General features: G+C 57.9%; 15 protein-coding genes. 1 reads left to right on the forward strand and 14 read right to left on the reverse strand.

The window, feature by feature from the left end; translation table 11 throughout:
- Positions 1–118: 118 nt before the first annotated feature.
- The 12 genes from GFER_RS07405 to GFER_RS07460 form a co-directional block, all read right to left on the reverse strand.
- Entirely contained in the window at positions 119–439 is a 321-nt protein-coding gene (locus tag GFER_RS07405) for a hypothetical protein (RefSeq protein ID WP_040097996.1), read from the reverse strand.
- 24 nt (positions 440–463) lie between these two features.
- Entirely contained in the window at positions 464–682 is a 219-nt protein-coding gene (locus GFER_RS19505; RefSeq protein ID WP_040097998.1) for a type IV pilin protein, read from the reverse strand.
- Between the two features lie 317 nt (positions 683–999).
- Positions 1,000–2,388: a sigma-54-dependent transcriptional regulator gene (locus tag GFER_RS07415; RefSeq protein WP_040098001.1), complete on the reverse strand. Its 1,389-nt coding sequence runs from the start codon at positions 2,386–2,388 to the stop codon at positions 1,000–1,002.
- A 135-nt stretch (positions 2,389–2,523) separates the two neighbouring features.
- Positions 2,524–4,149, reverse strand: coding sequence for a two-component system sensor histidine kinase NtrB (locus GFER_RS07420; RefSeq protein WP_052446142.1), 1,626 nt, complete (start codon positions 4,147–4,149; stop codon positions 2,524–2,526).
- Positions 4,150–4,161: 12 nt separating this feature from the next.
- Complete coding sequence (locus tag GFER_RS07425; protein WP_040098004.1) at positions 4,162–5,379, reverse strand: type II secretion system F family protein; 1,218 nt, start codon at positions 5,377–5,379, stop codon at positions 4,162–4,164.
- Between the two features lie 17 nt (positions 5,380–5,396).
- Complete coding sequence (locus tag GFER_RS07430) at positions 5,397–6,512, reverse strand: type IV pilus twitching motility protein PilT (protein WP_040098006.1); 1,116 nt, start codon at positions 6,510–6,512, stop codon at positions 5,397–5,399.
- Between the two features lie 26 nt (positions 6,513–6,538).
- Positions 6,539–8,239, reverse strand: coding sequence for a type IV-A pilus assembly ATPase PilB (gene pilB / locus GFER_RS07435; protein WP_040098008.1), 1,701 nt, complete (start codon positions 8,237–8,239; stop codon positions 6,539–6,541).
- A gap of 80 nt (positions 8,240–8,319) precedes the next feature.
- Positions 8,320–9,186 (reverse strand): shikimate dehydrogenase, encoded by an 867-nt coding sequence (gene aroE / locus GFER_RS07440; RefSeq protein WP_040098010.1) that lies wholly within the window; start codon positions 9,184–9,186, stop codon positions 8,320–8,322.
- A 108-nt stretch (positions 9,187–9,294) separates the two neighbouring features.
- Complete coding sequence (locus tag GFER_RS07445; RefSeq protein WP_040098012.1) at positions 9,295–10,293, reverse strand: bifunctional riboflavin kinase/FAD synthetase; 999 nt, start codon at positions 10,291–10,293, stop codon at positions 9,295–9,297.
- A complete protein-coding gene (rnr, locus tag GFER_RS07450; RefSeq protein ID WP_052446144.1) occupies positions 10,290–12,467 on the reverse strand; it encodes a ribonuclease R in 2,178 nt (725 codons plus the stop codon). Before rnr ends, GFER_RS07445 begins: the two co-directional genes overlap by 4 nt.
- Before the next feature lie 16 nt (positions 12,468–12,483).
- The gene (locus tag GFER_RS07455; protein ID WP_040098014.1) at positions 12,484–13,515 is read right to left on the reverse strand and encodes a ParM/StbA family protein; all 1,032 of its coding nucleotides are present in this window, start codon (positions 13,513–13,515) and stop codon (positions 12,484–12,486) included.
- A 60-nt stretch (positions 13,516–13,575) separates the two neighbouring features.
- A complete protein-coding gene (locus tag GFER_RS07460) occupies positions 13,576–14,934 on the reverse strand; it encodes a DUF1015 domain-containing protein (RefSeq protein ID WP_040098017.1) in 1,359 nt (452 codons plus the stop codon).
- A 304-nt stretch (positions 14,935–15,238) separates the two neighbouring features.
- On the opposite strand from GFER_RS07460, the gene GFER_RS07465 reads away from it, so the two are divergent.
- Entirely contained in the window at positions 15,239–15,646 is a 408-nt protein-coding gene (locus GFER_RS07465; protein ID WP_052446145.1) for a hypothetical protein, read from the forward strand.
- A 38-nt stretch (positions 15,647–15,684) separates the two neighbouring features.
- Here the strand turns inward: GFER_RS07465 and GFER_RS07470 are convergent, their stop codons facing one another.
- Positions 15,685–19,254, reverse strand: coding sequence for a pilus assembly protein (locus GFER_RS07470; RefSeq protein WP_040098019.1), 3,570 nt, complete (start codon positions 19,252–19,254; stop codon positions 15,685–15,687).
- On the reverse strand, positions 19,254–19,805 hold the full coding sequence (locus tag GFER_RS07475) for a pilus assembly PilX N-terminal domain-containing protein (protein WP_040098021.1): 552 nt from the start codon (positions 19,803–19,805) through the stop codon (positions 19,254–19,256). The genes GFER_RS07470 and GFER_RS07475 overlap by 1 nt, the downstream gene beginning before the upstream one ends.
- Positions 19,806–19,820 lie beyond the last annotated feature (15 nt).

Raw genomic sequence — 19,820 nt, forward strand, 5'->3', positions numbered from 1 at the left:
CATCCCTTTGTTTTTTCTGCTGACATCAAAAAGATCCAACAGCCTCCATAAAAAAAAACAGGGACTTCAAAAAGCAAGGACCCCTCAACTGAAATTGAGGGGCCCTTGCTTTTTTACCTTAGAGTTGGTTCCATGTAGCGTCAGAAGAAAACTCGGTGTTTAGAGTAGGCTTCACGTCGTCGCTGATACCTTCGGCCCAGAAAATGCCGGTCTCATTGTGGGCAGTACCGAAGGTGCGGGTTCCTTGAACGTTGCGAGTGGCAACTGCATAAGTTGTCGCTGTCCCGAGATAGAGGGCCTCGACCCTCGGCGACAAAGGTACCGTAGGGCCGCCGGTGCCACAGGTTATTTGTTTGTCATCGTCGGCTTTTGTGAAACCAAACGCATGACCTGAAAAAAGAAGCACAAAAGCTGCGAGAAGAACCACCATTTTTTTCATATTATTGACTCCTCAACAATTCTGTTAGTTAGTCGCGGGGTATTGGTAATTTTCAGCGTAATGGGCTTCCACCGAGGTGCGGATCGTCCGCAAATCACTCTGCGCCGCCGAATTGAACGCTCTCTCGCGATAGCTCGCAAACTGCGGAATGGCAATCGCTGCCAGGATGCCGATGATCGCGACGACGATCAGCAGCTCGATGAGGGTAAAACCCTTCTGGTTTTTCTTGAACTTTGACAACATGTCTTCTTGCTCCTTTCTGGGTTAAGAACATGGGCCTGAACGACCACAGCGACAAAAACTTTTTGAGGCCTCCGGATGCCTCGCCGGTTGGTTGCAATCTGGTATCCCTATCAGCAACTGCCGTGCCAAGCTCTTAACCTCGCTTCATAAACAACTATTTTTGTGAATTTTCAGCCACATAGAAAGAACACGGCAAACAGTTACAAAAAAGACCGGCGCAGAGGCCGGTCGGCTGAACATTTTGCGTCATGGGGACGTGACAAAAGTTGTCACACCGGCCCCTGATTCGCTACGCTCGTGTTTCCCCGACCCACCCTCTACTCTTCATCATCCGGCGAAATACCGAACTTGGCCAGCCGGTAGCGAATGGAGCGAAAGGAGATACCCAGCAGTTCGGCGGCCTTCTTGCGCACTCCGCCGGTTTTTTCCAGGGCTTTTTGCAGAATTTCCTGCTCGATGCTGCCGAGATAGGCATCGAGATCAAAGCCGCTGTCGGGGATTTCGGTGCTCACGGCTTCACCGGCCGGGGTGACCCCGCCCTGCAAGGGCAGCGGCAGGCAGTCGGCAGTGACTCTGTCGGAAGCACCGAGGACGACGCAGCGTTCGATGACATTTTCGAGTTCGCGGATGTTGCCCGGCCAGCGGTATTCGAGGAGCCGACGCATGGCCGCCTCTTCCACCTGGAAGCCTTGGCGGCCGGTCAGCTTGTGGTAAAGATATTCGACGAGCAGGGGGATGTCTTCGCGCCGCTCACGCAGAGACGGCAATTCAATACGGATGACGTTGAGGCGGTAGAACAGATCCTCGCGAAAGGCGCCGATTTTCACCTCCCCTTCCAGATCCTTGTTGGTGGCGGCAATGACCCGCACGTCGCAGCGAATGTTCTTAGTGCCGCCGACGCGGCGAAATTCGCGTTCCTGAATGACGCGCAGCAGCTTGACCTGCATCATCGGCGGCAACTCACCGATCTCGTCGAGAAACAAAGTGCCCAGATTGGCGACTTCAAAAAGACCGGGTTTTTGACTGACCGCGCCGGTAAAGGAGCCCTTTTCGTGACCGAAGAGCTCACTTTCAAGCAGGTTTTCCGGGATGGCTCCGCAGTTGATGGGAATAAACGGCATATCGCGGCGGTCGCTGTTGTAGTGAATGGCCTTGGCAACCACCTCCTTGCCGGTGCCGCTTTCACCGGTAATGAGTACATTGACGCGGGTATCGGCGACCTTCTCAATGAGGTCGTAGAGTTCCTGCATGGGCCGGCTCTGGCCGATGAGGTTGGCAAAAGCCTTGCGTTGCGGGCCCTCGTTTTTCGTCTGTCGGCTTTCCTGGCGCAGAGCGCGGCGCTCTAGAGCGTTACGCACAATGAGGCGGATTTCTTCGTTTTTGAAGGGCTTGGTGATGTAGTCGTAGGCGCCCTGCTTCATGGCCTCGACAGCCTCTTCCGTCGAAGAAAAGGCGGTGATCATGATCATGACCGTCTCGGGGGCGGTTTCGCGAACGTGCTTGAGCAGTTCAAAACCGGTGACGCGGGGCATTTTGATGTCGCTGATGATCAGGTCGTAGGTTTTATCGTTGAGGCAGGCCAGAGCCTGGGCGCCGTCGGCAGCGGCATCGACCCGGTAACCTTCGCGATGCAGCATGATGGTGAGAACTTCGCGCAGGCTCTCTTCATCGTCGACGACGAGGATACGAAAATCTTTGTTAGCCAAAAGTAGAACTCCCGTTGGGAAAAAATTAAAATAGGCAACTGCCCGCCATGCGCCCCAACCCGCCCCAACATCCCCTTATCACAAGGGGCAGACGCAGAGACTCCCCCTCATAAGCTAAGAAGGAGTCGGGGGGTGTTACAAGGCCAGGCGAATCACGAATTTCGCACCGCCCTGGCGACCCTGATGTAATTCGATGTCGCCGCCGTGAGCTGTGACGATGGCGTGCACCATGGCGAGTCCGAGTCCGGTGCCGGAATCCTTGGTGGTAAAAAAGGGCTCGAATATTTTCTGCCGCAAGTCGTCGCCGATACCCGGGCCGGAATCCTCGACCCAGATCCTGCCTTCGGCACGGGCGCCCAAATAAAGCACACCCCGGCCGCCCATGGCTTCGGCCCCATTGATCACCAGATTCCACAAGGCTTGGCGAAACTGCTGACGATCAACCTCGACCCAGACCGCACCCTGATAATCCTTGTGTATCTCTATAGCAGAAAAACGCCCATCCGCCATCAGCAATTGCGCAAGCTCGTCGAGCAGCGCCGCGACATCGACTTTTTCAAGGCGGGGTAGATTAGGACGGGCATAGTGCAGAAAATCGGTCAGCAGGACGCTGAGGCGATCGGCTTCGCGAACCACGATGCGCATGAGGCGTTTATCGTCATCGCTGACACTGGGGGCTTCCATGAGCATTTGCACCGATCCGCTGATCGAAGCCAGAGGATTGCGGATTTCGTGGGCCATGCCCGAGGCCAGGCGACCGACGGCGGCCAGGCGGTCGGTGCGCTTGAGACGTTCTTCCATCTCCTTGACATGACTCAGGTCTTGAAAAGTGACCAGCAAACCCAGCACCTGCTCGTCCCGATCACGCAAATAGGTGGCATCGTAGCCGACAATGTGGAGATTGCCGAAGCGGTCCATAAGCTGCCCCTCGCCGCGGCTCACCAACCGGAATTCGCCGTCGTAAACCTCCATGGAGGGGAAAACTTCGCGGACATCGCGGTCATAGACATCCTCAAGAGCATAGCCGGTAATCTTGCAGCCTGCCGCATTGAGAGAGCGAATTCGCCCCTGTGGGTTGATGATGAGCAACCCGCTGTTGATGTTGGCGAGCAGGGTGCGATTGAGATTTTCCAGCTCTTCGTAGTCGATCTGGCGTCGCTCCAGGGCCTGCTCGCTGCGACGCAGCCGTTCGGAGAGCGCACCGCTGAGCAGCGCGGTGAGAAAAAAGGCGATGACGTTGACGAAGATGGCGAAAAATACCGTGCCGGCATCGATCTGCGCGGGAAAGGGCACCCCCTCGAGCAGGGGCAGAAGCTCGAAGTATTGCAGATCAAGAATGGCGCCGTAGAGAATAGAGGCCGCCGAGGCGACCAGCAGGGCGTCGCGCCGTGACAAAAGCAGGGCACTGCTGATGATGACCAGGATGTAGAGAAAGGAAAAAAGGCTCTCGATGCCGCCACTCAGATAAATGAGGCAGGTGACGAAGAACAGATCCCAGACGATCTGCATCTGGGTAAAGACTTTGAAGCGCTGGATTTTGCGCAGCACCGCGGCGGAAACCAGCGCCTGCCCGTAGGAAAAGGCCACCAGCAGAAACAGATAATCGACGGCCGGCTGGGCTTGCACACTGCGCCAACCGAGTTGGTAAAAGATGGCGCCGCCGAGAAACAGGGTGATGACGACCACCCGAAACAGCAGAAACCAGCTTAACTGCAAACGGGTCGGCTCAGGCCGACCCGTTGTGCGGGATGCTTCGTTCATGAAAAACTCGACTCAGCCGCCGACCGTTCCGGCGAGCTGGAAAATGGGCAGATACATGGCGATGACCAGACCGCCGACGGTGGTGCCGAGAAACAGCATCAGCAGAGGCTCAAGCATCGCCGTCAGGGCGGACACCGCATCATCGACCTCATCGTCGTAGAAGTCGGCGATCTTGTTGAGCATGGTGTCGATGGCGCCCGACTGCTCGCCGACGGAAATCATCTGGCACACCATCGGCGGAAAGACGCCCGATTTCTCCAGGGGCTCGGCAATGGTCTTGCCCTCGCTGATGCTCTGGCGCACCCTGTAGATGGCCTTTTCGACGGTCTTGTTGCCGGCCGTCTTGGCGACGATCTCAAGGCCGTCGAGGATCGGCACGCCGGAGGAGATCATGGTGCCCAGGGTGCGGGTGAACTTGGCCACCGCCGCCTTGCGGATCAGGGGGCCGAACACCGGCAGCTTCAGCGCCCAGTCATCAATACGCGCACGCCCCCTCTGAGTGCGGTAGATGCGCTTGAAGGCGAAAATAGACAAAATGATGCCACCGATGATCGCGACGATGTAATCCTGCACGAAGTTACTGATGTTGATGACAATTTGGGTCGGCGCGGGCAGCGCGCCGCCGAAGTCGGCAAACATGGTCTCGAAAGCGGGGATGACGAACACCAGAATCACGGCGATAACGACAAAGGCGATTCCCACCACCGTGGCCGGATAGGTCATGGCACCCTTGATCTGCTTTTTGAGCTTGAGGGCTTTTTCGATGTAAGCCGCCAGACGATTGAGGATGGTATCGAGAATACCGCCCACCTCGCCTGCCGCGACCAGGTTGACGTAAAGCTCATCGAAGGCCTTGGGGTGTTTTTTCAGCGCATCGGCGAAGGTCGATCCGGATTCGACATCCTCCTTGACCTGCACGAGAATTTTCTTGAAGGTTTTGTTGTCCTGCTGGCGCCCGAGAATGTCGAGGCACTGCACCAGGGGCAGACCGGCATCAATCATGGTGGCGAACTGGCGGGTAAAAACCACCAGATCCTTGGTCGTGATCCGCGGCTCCATGCCGGGAATTTTAAAATCGCGATCAAGTCCCTTGCCGCGCTCGGTGACCTTGGACGGCATGATGCCCTGGCGACGCAGGGTCGCGGTGACGGCGGCCTGGCTGGGCGCTTCCATCTCGCCTTTTTGAGCCGCGCCGGCGCGGGTTTTTCCTTCCCAGGCAAATTTGGCCATGGTTTATCCTCGCAGAATCAGGCTCGCGCCGCAGCCGCCGAGGGCGTCATGCGCTTGAGTACGGAGCTGGGGTTGGCGATCATCTGGCGCAGTTCTTCGGGGTCGGAAGAGCGGCCGATGGCATCTTCCATGGCAATCAGTTTTTTATGATAGAGCATGAAAAGCGACTGATTCATGGTCTGCATGCTGAACTTCTCCTGCCCCATCTGCATCTGCGAGTAGATCTGATGGACTTTGTCCTCGCGAATGAGGTTGCGAATGGCCGCGTTGGGCACCATGATTTCCAGAGCCAGCACGCGCCCGCGCCCCGAGGCCTTGGGAATGAGGGTCTGGCTGAGTACCCCTTCGAGCACGAAGGAGAGCTGCGCGCGCACCTGCGTCTGCTGGCTGGTGGGAAAAACATCGATAACGCGATTGATGGTCTGTACGCAGCCGTTGGTGTGCAGGGTGGCAAAACACAGATGCCCGGTTTCGGCAATGGTCAGGGCCGCCTCGATGGTTTCGAGGTCACGTAGCTCGCCAAGCAGCACCACGTCGGGATCCTGACGCAGAATATGTTTGAGGGCTTTCTTGAAACTCGCCGTGTCGGCACCGACCTCGCGCTGGTTGACCAGGCACTTTTTATGAGGATGCAGGTATTCGATGGGATCTTCGATGGTCATGATATGTTCCTGACGCTCGCAGTTGATCTGATCGATCATCGAGGCCAGGGTTGTCGACTTGCCGCTGCCGGTGGGGCCGGTGACCAGTACCAGGCCGCGGGGTTTGCGTGAGATGTCCTTGACCACCTGCGGCAGGCCCAATTCATCAAAGGTCAGAACCTTGTAGGGAATCAGGCGAAAAGCCCCGGCGACAGCACCGCGCTGCATGAACAAGTTGCCGCGAAACCGGGACAAACCTTTGACCCCGAAGGAAAAATCGAGCTCATTTTCTTCTTCGAATTTGCGCTTCTGGGCATCGGTGAGAATGCTGTAGCACAACTGCTTGGTTTCCGCCGGGGTCATGGGCGGCAGCTTGGTCGGCAGAACCTTGCCGTCGATGCGCAACTGCGGCGGCGTGCCGGTGGAAATATGCAGGTCGGAAGCGCCCTGCTCGACCATGGCCTTCAGAAGCTGGTGGATATTGGCAGACATGTGAGACCCTCTGGTTTCAGAAATTATCAATCATCGGCAATGGTGCAACGCAGCACTTCCTCGAAGGAAATCAGCCCTTCTTTGAGCTTGGTCAGCGCCGACTGGCGCATGGTCTTGACCCCCAGGCGCATGGACTCGCGCTTGATTTCGGAGGTATTGGCGCCGGCCAGGACCAATTCGCGGATCTCCTCGAACATGGGCATGACCTGATAAAGACCGACCCGCCCACGGTAACCCGTGTTGTTGCAATTGCCGCACCCACGGCCCCTGCGGCAGGTAACGCCGTCGACCTCTTCCGCCGGCATTCCGGCCTCGATGAGAGCCTGCTTGGGAATCTCTTCGACTTCGTGACACTCGGAGCAGACGCGCCGCGCCAGGCGCTGGGCGGTGATCAGGTTGACCGCCGAGGCGACAAGAAAGGGCTCGATGCCCATGTTGAGCAAGCGGTTGATGGTGGACGGAGCGTCGTTGGTATGCAGAGTCGAGAGCACCATATGGCCGGTGAGTGCCGCCTTGACTCCGATTTCCGCCGTCTCGAAGTCGCGAATCTCACCGATCATGATGATGTCGGGATCCTGACGCAGGAAGGCGCGCAGCGCGGCGGCGAAATTAAGGCCGATTTCTTCATGCATCTGCACCTGGTTGATGCCGGCAAAGTTGAATTCGACCGGGTCTTCGGCGGTGGAGATGTTTTCCGTGGTCTTGTTGAGTTCGCCCAGTGCCGAATAGAGCGACACCGTTTTACCTGATCCCGTCGGCCCGGTGACCAGCACCATGCCAAAGGGTTTGTGAATCTCGCGCTGGAACCATTCCAGAGCCTTAGGTTCATAGCCGAGCTTGGTCATGTCAAGCTGCAGGTTGCCCTTGTCGAGAAGACGCAGAACCACCTTTTCACCAAACAGGGTGGGCAGACAGTTGACACGATAATCCATGTCCTTGCCGCCGGGCAGCTTGATCTTGATGCGTCCGTCCTGCGGCAGACGCCGCTCGGCGATGTCCATCTCGGACATGATCTTGATACGCGAGATGATGGCGTTCTTAAGCTTCATGGGCGGCTTCATCACCTCATAGAGCACGCCGTCGATGCGGTAACGAACGCGAAACGTTTTTTCGTAAGGCTCGATGTGAATATCCGAGGCTTTTTTCTTGATGGCGTCGGTAAGGATAAGGTTGACCAGTTTGACGACGGGAGCATCTTCGGTCGCTTTTTCCAATGCGGCAACGTCGACGGAATCTTCTTCATCGACCAATTCGAGATCGATGTCCTCCAGATCCTCCATAACATCGGCCAGAGACTGGCTCTGGTCGTAATAGCGGTCGATGGCCGCCTTGATCGACGCTTCCGATGCCACGACCACCTCGATGTTGTAGCCGCTCATGAACTTGATGTCGTCGATGGCGAAGATATTGGAGGGGTCGCTCATGGCGATGATCAGGGTGGAGCCGGCGCGATTAACCGGCAAGACCTGGTATTTCTGGGCAATGTCAGCGGGAATCAAGCGGATGACGGCGGGCTCGATCTCGAATTCATCGAGGTTGATGGAGGGTACGCCGTATTGTTTTGAGAGAAAAGCAGACAACTCTTCATCATGAAGAAAGCCGAGCTTGATGAGGCTGGCGCCGAGGCGCCCGCCATGGCTTTTCTGTTCGGCAACCGCCTTTTCCAGTTGGTCACTGGTAATCAGTTTGTTGCGAACCAGAAGTTCTCCGAGTCGATTGCTGGTCATAAGTCGCGTTGTACTCCGCAAACCAATTCTTGAAAGTGGTTTTATAATATTTTCTAAACTTCAGCCTGTCAAGGCATGCGTTAATTGTCAGCCAACTCTGCCAAAAGCCGGGATTTCATGACGCCAAAGGGCGGTTTGCGTCCCGTCCACAATGTGAAGGCCCGCTCCCCTTGAGCCGCCAGCATGCCTAAACCATCGGCGACCGGGTGCCCCTGAGCCCGTGCGGCATGCCACAAAGGGGTTCCGCCACGCCGATAGACCATGTCGTAGATACAACACTTTTTCGGCACACAAGCCCAGGGCAGCGGCACCTCTTCACCATGCAGCCCAAGGCTTGTGGTATTGACCACCAAATCACTGGCTCCCAGGGCCTGCTCCCAAAGAGATGATGCCAAAGGCAGATGTGCAAAGGCTGTGCCGGGGAACCGGGACGAAAATGAATCGACAAGCAAGCGTGCCCGCGCCGGGTCGCGGTTGGCCACTCCGATCCAGGCTGCGCCGGACTGCGCCAACGCCACCAGTGCCGCGCGGCAGGCCCCGCCTGCGCCCAAGAGCAGAACCCGGCGCCCGGCCGGATCAAAATCAAGATCGCCGGCCAGGCTTTGCACAAAACCCGCGCCGTCGGTATTGAAGCCGTGCAGGCAGCCGGCGCGATTGACGATGGTATTGACCGCGCCGATGAGACGGGCATTTTCATCCACCTCGTCCAGCAGGGTCAGCACCGCCTCTTTGTGCGGAACGGTCACGTTGACCCCGAGAATATTCAGTGGGCGCAACGCCGCGACGGCTTGCGGCAGATTGTCAGGGAGGACATGAAAAGGCAAATAGACCGCATCGATACCCGCCTCGCGCAAAGCGGCGTTCTGCATCAGCGGCGAGAGGGAATGGGCGACGGGATCGCCGAAAATGCCGAGAATGCGTGTCGTTCCAAAGATGTTGTTTGTCATTTGTCCTTGGTCATTTGTTGTTTTCAGTTGCGGTCGGTTTGTAACTGTTCCACATGCACCGCAGGCCGCGGCGCGAGTGGGTATTGCAGCCGAATGGTTAGGTTGGTTTTACGCGTCCCGTTCCTCGCGTCCCGCGTCCCTGTCCTCGCATTCGCCCAGATAATCCCGGTAGGCGATGATGTTTTGATTGGCGAGGAGTTCTCTGGCCCGGGCGATATCTGCTCGGATTGCGGTGCACAATTCATCTGTGCCGGCAAAGCGCTTTTCTTCCCGCAGGCGATCGAAAAAATACAGGCGCAGTGAGCGGCCGTAAAGATTGCCGGAAAAATCGAGGAGGTGAACTTCAATGGAGAGGGCATCGCCGCCAAAGGTGGGTTTGCGGCCAATATTGGCGACGGCAGCGTAAACCTTGCCTTCATGGAGGGCCTTGACCGCATACACCCCGGGAGCCGGTAGAAGTTCTTTTTCGGTGGCGAGATTGGCGGTGGGAAACCCCAGGCTCTGCCCGCGATGGTCGCCGTGTACCACCCGCCCCTCGAGCGTGAAGTGACGGCCAAGCAGCGCAACCACACCCCGCACGTCGCCGGCGCCGACCATGCGCCGGACACGGGTTGAACTGTAGACGGTCTGGCCCTGGGCAATGGGTGCCAGAATCTCGACACCGAAGCCGAACCGTTGACCCATTTTTTTGAGCAAATCGGCATCGCCGCTGCGCCCCTGACCAAAACGATAATCATAGCCAACCACAATATGTCGCGCGCCGATGCAATTCAAAAGGACCCGCGAGACGAAGTCCTCAGGCCTCAGATCGGCCAGCTCGCGGGTAAAGGGCGGACAGAGAAAAACATCGATGCACGAGGCGGCAATCAATTTGATTTTTTCGTCGTAGGTGTTGATCAGACGCAACTCGCGGTGAGGCGCCAGAACCCGCAGGGGGTGCGGCCAAAAGCTAAAAACAGCGGCGGTGCCGTCGATTTCGCGGGCACGGCATACGACCCGCCGAAAAATCTCACGGTGGCCGAGATGAACCCCATCAAAATTGCCAAGGGTCACCACGGCGCCGGGAAAGGGCCTGGTGATACGGGAAAGATCGTTGAAAACTTTCATGAATCGCCGTCGTCGGCAACATCTCCTTGCGCCGCTGCGGGGGGAGCGCCTTCAAGGACGAAATCGATCTGGCGCCTCTCCACATCGACGTGTTCGACGCGCACCTGTATTTCGTCGCCGATCTGGAAAACGCGGCGCCCGTGCTCCCCGACCAGGCGATGCCGCTCTTCCTCGAAATGATAAAAATCGTCCCCCAGGGAGGAAACCCGGAGCAGACCTTCGAGAAAGAACTCCTTCAGCTCGACAAAAAGACCAAAGGCCTGAACACCGGAGATGATCCCGGCAAAACTTTCACCCTGGTGCTGCACCATGAACTGGCACTTCTTCAAAGCGACGATATCGCGCTCGGCCTCCATGGCACGCCGCTCGCGCGCGGAGGTCTGTTCACCTATTTCGGGAAGCGTCTGCGCCAGGCGTTGTTTTTCATGCTCTGACAAGCCTTTCTTGCCTAAGGCGCCGCGCAGGATGCGATGGACCACGAGATCGGGATAACGGCGGATGGGTGAAGTGAAATGGCAATAGTCGTGCGCGGCCAGACCGAAGTGTCCGACGTTTTCGGGTGAATAGCACGCCTGTTTCATGCCGCGCAGCATGACCTGATTGATCATGCGCTCCTCGGGGCGACCGGCAACCTGATCAAGCAACTGCTGCAGATCGCGCGGTGCCACCTGCCCCTGGCGCAACGACAGCTTAAGATTGAAGTGACTCAAAAACTCTTGGAACTGCTGCAATTTTTCGGCGGAGGGCGGTTCGTGCACGCGGTACAGAAGAGGGATTTCGCGCGCACTGAGAAACCCGGCCACCGCTTCGTTGGCCGCCAGCATGAATTCCTCGACGAGGCGATGGGCAAAATAGCGCTCACCGCGCACGATATCCTCGATATTGCCCTGAAGATCCAGCACGATCTCGGCCTCGGGCAAATCAAAATCCAGGCTGCCACGCAGGCGGCGGCGTTCCTGGAGCCGTTCAGCCAGGGTCTTCATCACCTGAAGCGCGGGATAAACCTCACCCTGCCGACTGATCTCCTCGGTATCGCCCAGTTCGATCATGGCGCGCACCTGGGTGTAAGTAAGACGGGCGCGACTGCGGATCACCGCCGGATAAAATCGGCTCTCCAGGCGCACGCCCTCGGCGTCGAAGAGCATTTCCGCGGTCATGACCAGACGCTCGACGTCAGGATTGAGGGAACAGATGCCGTTGCTCAGATGCTCAGGCAACATGGGGATGCAGCGCCCGGGAAAATACACGCTGGTGCCGCGCACATAGGCTTCGCGGTCAATGATGCCGCCCTCGGTCACATAATGCCCGACATCGGCGATGGACACCCACAGGCGAATGCGTCCCTGGCCCTCGTCGCGTACCGCAACGGCGTCGTCAAAATCCTTGGCGGTTTCCCCGTCGATGGTGACAGTCAGCAAATCGCGCAGATCTTCGCGACCGCTGAATTCCTCCGGCAGAACTTCGCCGGGAATTTCTTCGGCCGCGGCAAGCACTTCGCCGGGAAAGCGATGCGGCAATCCATGCTGATGGATAATGGTCAGCACCTCTACTTCGGGGTCACCGGGATCACCGAGCACCTCGATGATGGTTCCCTCGGGATTGCGGTTCTTGCTGGGAAAGGAATCGATGCGTGCGACCACGATTTGCCCGGATCGCGCCTTGCCGCGCGCATTGCGGGGAATGACGATATCCTGGCCCAGACGCGGATCGGAAGGTACCAGGTAGGCGAACTTGCGGGTCTGCTCGAAACGGCCGACCAGAGTCTGGTGGGCGCGCTGAACCACCCGCACAATGCGTCCTTCGGGCTTGTCGCTGCGAATGCCGCGCTCGGCCCGCACCAGGACCTGATCGCCATGCATGGCCTCGCGCGCGAATCGGGCCGGGATGAAAATATCCTTGCCTTCGGGCTCGCCGGTACTGACGAAGCCATAACCGTCGCGGTGCATGCTGATGGTGCCGGTGACCAGATTGACCTTGCGCGGCAGGGCATAGCGCCGTCCCTTGAGTTGCACCAGGATGCCGCGCTCCACCAGTTCGTCAAGATGGGCGAGGAGACGTTTTTTGTCGCGGCGACCCACGCCGAGATGGCGGGCGATTTCTTCAGGGGTCAGGGGGTGCCGCGCGTTTTTCTCAAAAAACTCAATAATACCCTCGACATTCAAAGCATCACTCATTGCGCAAAGACCCTCCTCAAGCGTTGATCTCGCCTTTGGCCCACAGGTGCCGACCGAATTTCCAGTAGCCCATGACATTGTTGAGCCGGGCGTCGCGATCCGACGCTAAGGGCAATACGTTACCCTGAATCAGAGGCAGCAGATAGGGTGCCAGCACAGCACCCCCGCCGCCGGTAACGACAATGGTATCGACGTCCCAATCGTCGGCCCACAGACGCTCGACTTCGGCGGCCACGGCGGTGGCCAGCTGGTTGAACGCCTGCTCGACCGTATCGCGCAGATCGATTTCCTTGCCGCGAATCTTGATGGTTCCATTCTCAACGGCATCATAGAGGCGATAAAGTTCGACATTGATGCCGCTCTGCTCGCGCAATGCGTTGGCGATGGCGGTAAAGGCCTTGGCGATGCCCGAATCAGTGGTCCGGCTGCCGCGCTCGGAATAACGCATGCGATCGGAAATCGTGTAATCCGAGGTGCGGAATCCCACGTCGACGATGCCGATCTTTTCGCGCACCAGACGCTTATCGCTCAACTCGCCGCTGTCATTGAGCATGGTGTTGAACAGCGACCCGAAAGGCTGAGGGATGATGCGCACCTTATTGACGTTGAGAGTTTTTTCAACTTTTTTCCCACCCACTTCCTGCACGACGATCTTGTGTTCGCCGGCCAGGGCGCGGGTCAACGCGTCTTTGTGCTGCCGGTAGTAGCCGATGGGCAGTCCGGTAACCAGGTTGATGGGCAGATAACTGCCGATAAGGCGCCCGGCGGCGGTCAGAGCCAGGGTGCGGGCAAAGCGCCCGACCAACTGCGCGGGATCGAGGGTGAAAAAGCGATTGCTGCTCTGGCGTTCGGCCAGTTCGCCGACGAAATAGCTTTTGCCGTCGACTTCGATGCGCAGATGCTCCTCGCCACCTTGGGTATTTTGCAGAATCTGCTCCTGAAACTGCAGTTCCGTGGCTTCGCCGAGCACCGATTTGAAGATCAGGGTATCGCGCCCGTTAGTTGCTTTGGTGAAGCCGAAACCGATGTCAACGCCAAGTATTTCCACTCCAGCCTCCTCCAAAAGAAAAAAGAATCTAACCGCAAAAAAAGCTTTAACTGCACTTCATCAGATCGGAAAATCGTCGACGGACTCGCCTTCGACGATGGGATTGATCACCAACCCGGTGAGCAGTTTTGGATAAAAATAGGTCGAATTCTGCGGCATCTTCTCGCCGGCATTGGCCACGTCGCGCACCTCGGACATGCGCGGCGGATTCATAATGAAGGCCGCCTGAAACCGCCCCGACAGAACCGCGTCGAACGGATCGTCGAAATTTTTCACATAATCGAGGTGGGTCTGCTGCTCCTGGGCCTCGGCACCGAGGTGCAGAAGATCCTCAAAAATCAGTCGGTGGAGGATGGAAACATCGAGGGTGCGAAGCGCCTTGGGGCTTTTGTCGTCGAAAAAGCGATCCATGAGAGCATCGTCCTTCAACCGCAGGTAATGCAGGGTTCCACCGCCGCTGAAAAAAGCCAGCACGTGCCCCTGTCGCCCTTTTTCCCTGAGTTTTTTCCGCACCGTCTGGCGACCGGCCGAACTTTTCGGATCAACGTCGCTGCTTTCAATCTCGAAATACTCTTTCAGGCGATTGAGAAATTCGGCAGGATTGAAGCGCTCCAACCCCCTGAGAAGGCGATGAGTGGGAAAGATGAGCATTCCCTTGTCATCCATGTTGGAGAAGTACATGAGAACATAGTTGAACAACTCCTTGCCGGTGTAGTCGGGGTGTTTTTCGCGCATTTCGTTGCGATAGTTGATGGCGGTTTCGTAGCGGTGGTGCCCGTCGGCGATAAACAAGGGTTTGTTCTCGATGAGACTTTGGGCCTTGGCGATGAGACTGGGATCCGTAACCTGCCACAGGCGATGCCTGACCCCATCGGCGTCGGTCACGGCCACATCGGGTACACGCTCGCGTTCCTTGCGATTGAGAGCCTCGAGAACGCAGCAACTGTCACCGTACAGGGTGAAAACCGGACTGAAGTTGGCACCGCAGGCGCGGATGAGTTTGAGACGGTCGGTCTTGAGGCCTGCCAGAGTTTTTTCGTGGGGTTTGACCACCCCGGAGGAAAAGTCTTCGATGCGGGTCAGCGCCATGAAGCCCTGACGAACGACGACATCACCTTCTTCGAGGGGGTATTCCTGATCGTAGAGGTAAATGGAAGGCTCGGTATCGCGCACCAGGGTTTCATCATCGAGCCACTGACGAAAATCGCGCGCCGCGCGGGTATAACGGTTGTCGGTTTCGGTATCGTCGGCATTGTTGCGTCCGAGAATCAGGCGCACCACGTTGTGGGGATCACGGCGGTAGAGTTCTTCCTGGTCTACGGGCGAGATGACATCGTAGGGCGGAGCCACGACCAGATTGGGGTCGGTGATTTTCTTCAGGTTGTAGCGCAGCCCGCGAAAGGCAACGATCTTGGCCATCAGGGTCTCCTTGTGGGGGGATACCGTCTACGCACACAGCGCTCTATCCTAAACCCACACCCTGATGGGATCAAGTGTTAGTTGGTCCCTTGTCTCTGGTCCTTTGTCCCTGGTTTTTTTGTTTGCGGTTCGCTCTTGAAGTGGTGAGTTTTATTTCGCCCCAGCGTTCCGGCCTCATATCCCGCGCCGCGCTGATCCGTTCCATTCTTGACAGGCGCCAAATGGCGATTATGGTTAGTTGCGAGCATTCAAAGACATAACGCGTCACCCCTGCCGGTTCTGCTTGGGGTCAAGGAGTCCTGCCATGGATGAGTTCGTCAGCGATCCGTCGATCTGTGGTCAGTGCCGTGGGCTGTGCTGTCAGGGGCATCCCGGCGCCTATGGCGATCCGGGGCGCTTTCTGGCGCGTTTTTTTGCCCGCGATCAGATCGACATCACCTACCTGCGCTCCACCCTTCCCTTTCTCGGCATGGAATTGCGCGACCTGGCGGGTGTACCGGTTCCGGCGCCGCGTACCGGCCCCTGGGGCTGTGTTTACCTGGGGCCCGACGGCTGCCGGCTGGATCCAGCCGACCGGCCCGACCAGTGCCGGGCGTTGGTGCCCGATATCGACACCCTGATGGAGGGCGAAATCCGCTGTCGGCTGCCCGGCACCTTCGGCACCGGAACCCTCCGCGAAACCTGGCGACTGTTCTGGGGATTGGAGAGTTAAACATGAAGGGGCGCGGCATGCTGCGCCCCTTCATGTTTCTACCATTGCATCCAGTACACCGGGCTGATCATCCGTGCATCGAGAGCGTCCACCGTGTTCACGCGGTTACTCGAACTGATCATCATGGTCACGCGGCCGCTGGCATCGATGAGAGTCACGATGCCCGAAGGGATACCCTCGCCGATGACCTGCACCCGGTCGGAGCGTTTCAGGACATAGCCGTCTTCATGGGCGGCGCGCTCGTTGGCGCTGTCCCCGTCATTGCTCTTGTCGTTGTTGATGATCGCCTCGCCGGTTCTGGCGTCCACCTGATAGACCCGGGAAGTACCGAGATTTCCGGGCTTGCAGGGATCCGGCGCGACATTCGTGTTGGGCGAATAAGTACTGAAGTAGGCGACGTTGTTGAAGACCGTGGAGGCCGCCAGAACTTTTTCGCCGGAATTTTCGTTGAGTTTGATGTACCAACCGTAGTTGGTCGAGGACTTGAGCGCATCGAGGGTGCTGTCGATCAGGCTGGTATCACTGCTTTCCTGCAGTACGTTGGTGGTGACATCGACCAGGTGATTCTCGCTGATGTAGTCGGCGTAGGTCTGTCCGCGGTCATAAAGGGCATACAGACGATCCACCACATGGCGGTTGAGGGGATGCTCCCGATCGCCGGTGCCGAAATATAAAATCGGCATGCCCTTATCGAAAACCACCGAGGGACGGTAGAAGATCTTACGGCCGTTGGTGCCGTCCTGACCCGCGTTGGAGCGAAAGATCATGCGCCCCGACCAGTGATTGGGATTGTTGCTGCCGACATCGAAGCGCCACATACGCCCGCCCGTGTCGCCGACATAGAGCCGATCGGCGAACCCATTGCCGTTAACATCGAGCACGGCCACATCCGAAGGGAAGGAATAGGTCATATTGGGATTGGTCGAGGCATGGTAGGAAAGATGCCAGAGCAGATTGCCGCTGCCTTCGATGTTGGCGTCATACTTGCCGTCCTGGCCCTTGACCAGACGCGCGACTTCGATGGCGAAGACGCCCCGCCCGCTCGGATTGACCCGCGGCCCCGACTCTTGGAAGGTGGCTGGCCTGGTTTTAAGGCCGCTGCCGAGATCGGCCAGAGTGATGTTGGTCGTGGCCGTGGTGTCGCCGGGGAAATTCTGTGTGTTGCCGTAACGCAGGTCCTCGTTCTGATCGTAGCCCCCGCCCAGAAAAGCCACGACCTTGATGTCCTCGCCGTGCTTGATGCGGGTCAGACGCGGCTGGCTCCAGGCCTGGCCCATCTCGGTATATTGACTGCGATCGAACTTGCTGACGAATTTCGGCGTTTCCGGATCGCTCACATCGAGAATGTAATAAGCACCCTTGGCGGCATCAGCCGCCAGGGTGTTGCTGCCTCCGCCGCGCCGCTGGCCGAAGACCAGCAGGACCCGGTCGCCGGCCAGGGGATCGATGACGCCGTCGTTGTTGCGATCATGCACATAAGCGGAAATGGGCGCATCGACAAAGGGCGTATGCAGGTTGTTGCGCAGATACTGCAAATCACCCAGCACATTGTCGGGAAGAAATGCCCAGGCCTCGCTGCCGTCGCAATCCCTGAAGGCGTGCAGGGCACCGCCGTTGGAGCCGACAAAAATATAGGACTTGTTAACGCCGCAGTTGCTTTCGTTGGTCTCGGTCATTGCAAAGGGCTCATAGCTGAACACCAGGGGCCGCGAGTGCAGAATATCGCCCATGACGTGTTCGCGCATCTCGTTGGTGATGCCGTTGCCGCTGTCATCGAAGGCGTCGCGGCCATGGACATAGTCGATGAGCAGATTGCGCTCGTCGGGATCCGTCAATTCGAGGACATCGGCGCTGACCAGGGTGTTGGTGGTCGCAAAGGCGTTGTGCGAATGGGTCAGATCCTTGGGCTGATTGGTCACCTGGGGCAGATAGGTGTAAATGTTGCGCGAGGTATTGAGTGAAAGCAAAGAGCCGGCACCGCCCTTGAGCACATCGCCGCCGTCGGCGTCATTGCTCCAGTAGGAGATGGAGGATGGCAGAAAATCGCCGGCGCTGACATCGCCTTGAATTTCCGCTTCTTCAATCGAGTAGGTGGCATCGTTACCGTACTTGTCCTTAAGTCGGTTGTCGGCGCCCACCTGATATTTCTTCAGATTGCCCAGCCAGTGATTCTCGTTCTGCGGTTTGAACAGGCCGAGATACACGCGATTGCCGCTGATGGTGCGGTTGGTGGTACTGGCCGGCACCACTGGGGCGACAAAAGAGGTGTCGACCTCGGCGACAATACCGCTGAGGATATCACGCAGGGCGGCCTCCAGGTCTTCCGTTGAGTTGGCCAGTACATAGGTGCCGTTGCCGTGGTCCTTGTCGGTTGCGCGCTCAAGGTCGAGGGATTTGGTCAGAAACTGGATGACATTGGTGTTCACCCGCTGGATTTCCTGGGTATTGGGGCGGTGGTCGGTGTTGTACAAAAGATAGGCGCCATCCTCGGGGCCGACGATCCCGTCACCATTGAGATCGCCCAGCGCATTGGCCGTGGGCGAGGTCGGTGCGCTCGCTCCCGTGGTCAACACCACCACGTGGCTGACTTCGCACCAATGTTCGATGGGCGAGGGATAGGCCGGGCTGCGCGGTTGGCCGACGCGGGCGTTGCTGTCATATTGGCCACGGAAATATAGGCTGGCATCATAGAGGGCACCGGCAATAGGCTCATGGGTATTGCTCGAAACGTGTGCCAGGTTGATGATTTGCTGGCGCAGATTCTGGTAGTTTTCCTCCCCGGCGCTGCCATCAATTTCCTCTGTGCCGATGCGCGCCACCGGCGCCTTCACCCAGCCGCCGTCGTTGTTGTTGCCAAAGACCATGACGCCGACGTTGACCTGATTGCGCAGGGACTCGACAACCTGCAGCACCACCTCTCTGGTCACGTCGAAAATACTTGAAAGCATTTCCCAGGTCATCGTTCCATCTTCCACCGTCGCCCCGGCAGGCTCGGTCGGCCACTCAGGTGAACTGCCGCCGGAGGCACCGGCATTGAGACTGCGAAAGAGCAATTGCGTATTGCCCGGCGGATGAATGATTTGCCCGGCCGGGTAGGTGGTGTTGCTCTGCCATTCATTGATCACCGGTGTGGATTCAAGCTTGTTGACCAGATTACCCAGATAAAAATCTTTCTGATCGTTGTTTTTGTTGCTGCAATTGCCATCGCTGTTCAGACCACCCTTGAAAAAACCGTTGTGCAGGAGAAGCTGACGGGCGCCATGGGGATCGTCGCCACCACAGGACACCTTGAGGGAGCCATCACTGGCGGCCTGGATCCTGAGGTTCCAGGGCGAGCTGGGATTGTTGCGGAAATATACGCCGTTGGGCACATAAGGACCGGAATAAATCGTCTCCGAATCATAGGCCCCGGTGCCCGCTTTCTGATCGACCATGTTGCGGCTGTTGTTGATGAAAAACATGACGTTGGGCCGCACTTCGCCGCCTTCGTCGGCGCCGGCGTAGATGGCTGAATCGCCGAGATATTCATCGGGGGCGGCAAAACCTGCAGGAGGCACCGCAAGCAAAAGCACAAAACCAAAAATCAGTTGCGCGCATCTATCCTTCATCACCCACCTCCCGTGGTTCGGAACAACGAATCGTCATCGTGCTTGAACAGGCGCACGACCTGGGTTTCCACATCTTCGCGGCTGGCGCGCGGACCGTCCGCCGAAATGGAAATGAAATAGTAGTTGGCGCCGAAATCCGAGCCGTAGCGCGCCCGCAGCCGCAGGGGCATCTCACCGGGACCGTCGTCGATGATTTCCCCGGCAAAAATTTCTCCGCCCCCGGAGGTCTTGCTGCTGCCGGCATTGATGTTGGCTTTATGTACGCCGCTGGTCAGATCAATGGATTGCCCCGCGGTCAGATTCAGCAGGATGTCGCGGGTCACGGCGTATTCCAGGCCGCGCTGGGTGGCGAAGAAGGCCTGCTGATTGGCCTGCTGGAAGCTTGCGGAATCGATCTGTCGATTGCTGGCGGTCCAGACCACCGCCCCAAGCACCGTCAGGATCAACAGCATGGAGACGGCCAATACCAGGGCCATGCCGCCCTGGTCTGTCAGCCGCTCATACACCCCCGGGCCCCGGTTGCATTTTTCTTTATTCAAATCACTCATCATGCCTCATGCCCCGTA

This window comes from Geoalkalibacter ferrihydriticus DSM 17813, from assembly GCF_000820505.1.
Taxonomy (GTDB): Bacteria; Desulfobacterota; Desulfuromonadia; order Desulfuromonadales; family Geoalkalibacteraceae; genus Geoalkalibacter; species Geoalkalibacter ferrihydriticus.

Bases quoted from the DNA above. Each gene is read 5' to 3' on its own strand.
- GFER_RS07405 (WP_040097996.1), bottom strand. From the start codon at position 439: ATGAAAAAAATGGTGGTTCTTCTCGCAGCTTTTGTGCTTCTTTTTTCA.
- GFER_RS19505 (WP_040097998.1), bottom strand. From the start codon at position 682: ATGTTGTCAAAGTTCAAGAAAAACCAGAAGGGTTTTACCCTCATCGAG.
- GFER_RS07420 (WP_052446142.1), bottom strand. From the start codon at position 4,149: ATGAACGAAGCATCCCGCACAACGGGTCGGCCTGAGCCGACCCGTTTG.
- GFER_RS07425 (WP_040098004.1), bottom strand. From the start codon at position 5,379: ATGGCCAAATTTGCCTGGGAAGGAAAAACCCGCGCCGGCGCGGCTCAA.
- GFER_RS07430 (WP_040098006.1), bottom strand. From the start codon at position 6,512: ATGTCTGCCAATATCCACCAGCTTCTGAAGGCCATGGTCGAGCAGGGC.
- pilB (WP_040098008.1), bottom strand. From the start codon at position 8,239: ATGACCAGCAATCGACTCGGAGAACTTCTGGTTCGCAACAAACTGATT.
- aroE (WP_040098010.1), bottom strand. From the start codon at position 9,186: ATGACAAACAACATCTTTGGAACGACACGCATTCTCGGCATTTTCGGC.
- GFER_RS07445 (WP_040098012.1), bottom strand. From the start codon at position 10,293: ATGAAAGTTTTCAACGATCTTTCCCGTATCACCAGGCCCTTTCCCGGC.
- rnr (WP_052446144.1), bottom strand. From the start codon at position 12,467: ATGAGTGATGCTTTGAATGTCGAGGGTATTATTGAGTTTTTTGAGAAA.
- GFER_RS07460 (WP_040098017.1), bottom strand. From the start codon at position 14,934: ATGGCCAAGATCGTTGCCTTTCGCGGGCTGCGCTACAACCTGAAGAAA.
- GFER_RS07465 (WP_052446145.1), top strand. From the start codon at position 15,239: ATGGATGAGTTCGTCAGCGATCCGTCGATCTGTGGTCAGTGCCGTGGG.
- GFER_RS07470 (WP_040098019.1), bottom strand. From the start codon at position 19,254: ATGAAGGATAGATGCGCGCAACTGATTTTTGGTTTTGTGCTTTTGCTT.
- GFER_RS07475 (WP_040098021.1), bottom strand. From the start codon at position 19,805: ATGATGAGTGATTTGAATAAAGAAAAATGCAACCGGGGCCCGGGGGTG.